The sequence below is a fragment of the Phenylobacterium sp. genome, assembly GCF_024508875.1.
Classification (GTDB): domain Bacteria; phylum Pseudomonadota; class Alphaproteobacteria; order Caulobacterales; family Caulobacteraceae; genus Phenylobacterium.
Genome location: NZ_JANINU010000212.1, coordinates 1 through 3,900, shown reverse-complemented (window position 1 = coordinate 3,900; position 3,900 = coordinate 1). Strand labels below are relative to the sequence as shown.

5 protein-coding genes are annotated in these 3,900 nt (G+C 70.2%); 2 read left to right on the top strand and 3 right to left on the bottom strand.

Annotation, left to right across the window (positions count from 1 at the left end):
- The coding region (locus Q0L11_RS15380; protein WP_296598379.1) for an ATP-binding cassette domain-containing protein at nt 1-329 on the top strand (329 nt) is incomplete at its 5' end.
- An 81-nt stretch (nt 330-410) separates the two neighbouring features.
- Here the strand turns inward: Q0L11_RS15380 and Q0L11_RS15375 are convergent.
- From Q0L11_RS15375 to ppk2, 3 genes are all read right to left on the bottom strand, one after another.
- Entirely contained in the window at nt 411-1,610 is a 1,200-nt protein-coding gene (locus Q0L11_RS15375; protein ID WP_296598377.1) for a winged helix-turn-helix domain-containing protein, read from the bottom strand.
- Nucleotides 1,611-1,748: 138 nt separating this feature from the next.
- Nucleotides 1,749-2,297 (bottom strand): AAA family ATPase, encoded by a 549-nt coding sequence (locus Q0L11_RS15370; RefSeq protein WP_296598376.1) that lies wholly within the window; start codon nt 2,295-2,297, stop codon nt 1,749-1,751.
- Nucleotides 2,298-2,301: 4 nt separating this feature from the next.
- The gene (gene ppk2 / locus Q0L11_RS15365) at nt 2,302-3,066 is read right to left on the bottom strand and encodes a polyphosphate kinase 2 (RefSeq protein ID WP_296598375.1); all 765 of its coding nucleotides are present in this window, start codon (nt 3,064-3,066) and stop codon (nt 2,302-2,304) included.
- Nucleotides 3,067-3,101: 35 nt separating this feature from the next.
- Here ppk2 and Q0L11_RS15360 point away from each other — a divergent pair, with 35 nt between their 5' ends.
- Nucleotides 3,102-3,815, top strand: a complete 714-nt coding sequence (locus Q0L11_RS15360; RefSeq protein WP_296598373.1) for a 16S rRNA (uracil(1498)-N(3))-methyltransferase — start codon at nt 3,102-3,104, stop codon at nt 3,813-3,815.
- Nucleotides 3,816-3,900: the final 85 nt, after the last annotated feature.

Below are 3,900 nucleotides of genomic sequence, written 5' to 3'. Positions count from 1 at the left end.
GCGAGCGCGGCGTGAAGCTGTCGGGCGGCGAGCGGCAGCGGGTGGCGATCGCCCGGGCCTTCCTCGCCGACGCGCCGATCCTGGTGCTGGACGAGGCGACAAGCTCGCTGGACGTCGAGACGGAACGCCAGGTGCAGGCGGCGATGGAGGAACTGATGGTGGGCCGCACCACCATCGTCATCGCCCACCGCCTGTCGACCATCCGCGGCGCGGACCGAATCCTGGTGTTCGACCAGGGCCGGGTCGTGGAGGAGGGCCGGCACGCCGACCTGGTGAAGCGGGGCGGGGCCTACGCGCGGCTGAACGCGGTGACGGAGGGGGTGGGGTAGGGGCCTAGCGCCCCTTCCGTCTCGCGGCCTTGCCGCGAGCCACCTCCCCCGTCGTCTTCGCGACGGGGGAGGAGCGACGAATTACAGCGCATCGCTCAGCGCCGGCGCCAGGTCGCCTTTTGGCTGCACCCTCACGGTCTCCAGCCCCAGCCAGCCGGCCATACGCTTGAGTTCGGCCGCGAGCTTCGCAGGCGTCTCGGCGCTGGCCCAGGGTTCGGCGTGGGCGGATTGCACCAGGAGGACGCCGGCCTTGCGGTCGGCCTTGAGGTCGACGCGGGCGGTGAGGGCGTCGCCTTCGAGGAATGGCAGGACGTAGTAGCCGTGCTGGCGCTTCTCGGCCGGCACATAGATCTCGAGGCGCACCTTCACGCCAAACATCCGCTCGGTCCGGTCGCGGAACCAGATGAGGTTGTCGAAGGGCGAGAGCAGGGCTGTGTGGTCGATCCTGCGCGGGCGCCTGGCGGCGGGGTCTAGGTAGGCCTGTTCGCGCCAGCCCTTGACGGTCACGGGAACGAGGTGGCCGGCGTCCAGCAGTTCGGCCAGGCGCTCCTTCGCGCCCTCCGCCGGCATGCGGAAGTAGTCGCGCAGGTCGCGGGCGGTGGCGATCCCCATGGCGCGGGCGGCGATGCGGTAGAGTTCGCGCTGCGCGTCCTCGCGCGACGGAGTGGGGATGTCCTGGATCGCCTTGGGCAGCACCTTCTCGGGCAGGCCGTAGACCCGCTCGAACGTGCCGCGGCGGGTGGCGGTGGTGAGCTCGCCGGCCCAGAACAGGCATTCGACCGCGCGCTTGGCCTCGCTCCAGCCCCACCAGCCGCCCTCGCCCTTGTGACCCATCTCCAGCTCGGACGCCGAGAGAGGGCCGCGGGTGGCGATTTCGTCCAGCACGCGGTCGATGAAGTCGCGGCGCTCGCGCAGGAACTTGGCGATTCCCTTCCAGGTGCCGACGCCGTTGCGGGCGTCCTCCATGCGCCAGCGCAGCAGGGGCTGGGCAGCCAGGGGCAGGAGGGAGGCCTCGTGCGCCCAGTACTCGAAGAGCGGCCGCGTCTTCGCCCAGGCCACCTCCTCCAGGAGTTCTCGGGGATAGGCCCCCAGGCGCGAGAAGGCCGGCAGGTAGTGGGTGCGCGAGACCACGTTGACGGAGTCGATCTGGACGACGCCCAGTCGCTCGATCAGCTTCACGAGCTGGCGCTTGCCGACCGGCGCGTCGCGGTCGCCGCCGAAGCCCTGTGCAGCCAGGGCGATGCGGCGGGCCTCGCCCGCGGTGAGGGTGTCGCGCGTCATGGGGTCCTTCGAGTCGCCGCCGTTCAGGGTCGGAACGAAGCTAACGATGGAACGAACGACGAACAAGCATGGTGAATCTATGGTTAACGCGAAGGGCGTCAACTCGGGGCGCCTGAGAACGCAGTGGGAAACTTCCCGTTAAGCTTGTGGCGCGTCGTCGCAGGGCGCGGCGAGGCGCTCGGCGATGCGCGCCGCGGCCGATTCGGGAGACATCTGGGACGTATCGAGGACGATCTCGGCCGGCAGTTCCGGGTAGTCGAACGCGCCCTGTCGCCGGAGCGTTCGCAGCAGGTCGAGCGAGCGCAGCTTGCCGAAGGCTTCACGCGAGCTGGCCTCGATGCGCCGGTCCTGTTCGTCGTCAGGGCAGGCGAGGGCGATGAAGCGGACCCGTCCGCCGACGGCCTCCACGGTGCGAACCACGGCGTCCGCGAAGTCGGGTGCGACCGTGGCCTCCGGGGCGAAGGTGAAGATCAGTGAGCGGCCGGCCCGCGCCGCCGCTTCGAAGGTCTGCAGCCAGAACGCCTCGCGCAGGCCGCGGAACTCGGGCGATCCGAAGGGGAAGACCGCGCCCACGGCGTCGACCACGAGGTGGTTGTGGAACAGGGCGTGGCCGGTCCGAGCGGCGAGGATTCGCGCGACCGTGAGCTTTCCGGCCGCGGCGGGCCCGTGAATGAAGACCAGTTCCATCGCGCTAGTGCTCGAGGCGGCCGTCCGTGAGGGCGGAGAGCTCGAAGGGGTAGACCACCTTCGGATCGGGCGGGGCTATATCGCGCGAGACCTCCTTGGGGGCCAGCTCCTTCAGCAGGAAGCGCATGATGTTGGCCCGGGCCTCGGGCTTCCTGTCGGTGTGGATGACCGTCCAGGGGGCCTCCTGGCAGTTCGTGCGCACCAGCATCTCGTCGCGAGCCTTGGAGTAGTCGTCCCATTTCTCCTGCGCCACGCCGTCCAGGGCGCTGATCTTCAGGGCCTTCAGCGGGTCGGTCTTGCGGGCCTCCAGCCGCTGGGCCTGCTCCTTGCGCGAGATGTCGAGCCAGAGCTTCACGATCCTGAGGCCGCTGCCGATCAGCATCCGCTCGAAGACGTTCACGTCGCGCAGGAACGCCTCCTGCTCGTCGGGGCTGGAGAAGCCCATCACGCGCTCGACGCCGGCGCGATTGTACCAGGAGCGGTTGAGGATCACGAGTTCGCCCTTGGCCGGCAGGTGCGGGACGTAGCGCTGGAAGTACCACTCGCTGCGCTCGCGCTCGTCGGGCTTGGGCAGGGCCACGACGCGGGTGTTGCGGACCGAGAGGTGCTCGATGATCCGCTTGATCGCGCCGTCCTTGCCGGCGGTGTCGCGCCCCTCGAAGATCACCAGGTGGCGGTCGCCGTTCTCGATGGCGCGGAGCTGGAAGCGGACGAGGCCGATCTGCAGCGCTTCGAGGTCTTTGTCGTTGTCGTCGTCGGACTTGGCCATGGCCGGATAATGCGCAGGATTGCTATCAGGGGCCAATGATCCGCCTGTTCGTCCCGCACGACCTCGCCGCCGGCGTCCGCCTGGAGCTGGACGAGGGCCAGAGCCGCTACCTTTCCGCCGTGATGCGCCAGGCCGTCGGCGACGAGGTGCTGGCCTTCAACGGCCGCGACGGCGAGTGGCGGGCGCGGATCGAGAAGGTGGGCAAGCGGGCGGTGACGCTGGAGGCCCTGGCGCGCACGCGCGCGCAGGAGACCGGGCCCGACCTCGACCTGGTGATCGCCCTGGTGAAGCGGGCGCGGCTGGAGACCATCGTCGAGAAGGCGGCCGAGCTGGGCGCGCGGCGCGTGCGCCCGGTGATCACCGAGCGAACCAACGCCGACCACACCCGCATCGATCGGCTGCAGGCCATCGCCACCGAGGCCTCGGAGCAGACCGGCCGGCTGGACGTGCCGCAGGTGCTGGAGCCGGTGAAGCTGGAGAAGCTGCTGTCGACCTGGGATGTCTCGCGCCAGTTGCTGTTCTGCGACGAGGCGGGCGATGCGGCGCCAGTGCTGGGCGCGGTGAAGGCCGGGGGGCCGTGGGCCGTGCTGATCGGGCCGGAGGGCGGGTTCTCGCCCAAGGAACGGGAGGGTCTGCGCGCGCTGCCCTACGCGGTGGCGGCGACGCTGGGGCCGAGGATCCTGCGCGCCGACACGGCGGCGATCAGCGCGCTGACGCTGTGGCAGGCGGCGGTGGGGGACTGGCGGTAGGCCGCAGGGATTCGCGGGCGAGAGGCTTCTCGTCGATGCAGTAAAGCTAAGCCGCCCTTGAGCTTAGCGGATTTGCGCCCACCTA

Coding starts and splice junctions, on each gene's coding strand:
- Q0L11_RS15375 (WP_296598377.1), bottom strand. CDS start 1,610: ATGACGCGCGACACCCTCACCGCGGGCGAGGCCCGCCGCATCGCCCTG.
- Q0L11_RS15370 (WP_296598376.1), bottom strand. CDS start 2,297: ATGGAACTGGTCTTCATTCACGGGCCCGCCGCGGCCGGAAAGCTCACG.
- ppk2 (WP_296598375.1), bottom strand. CDS start 3,066: ATGGCCAAGTCCGACGACGACAACGACAAAGACCTCGAAGCGCTGCAG.
- Q0L11_RS15360 (WP_296598373.1), top strand. CDS start 3,102: ATGATCCGCCTGTTCGTCCCGCACGACCTCGCCGCCGGCGTCCGCCTG.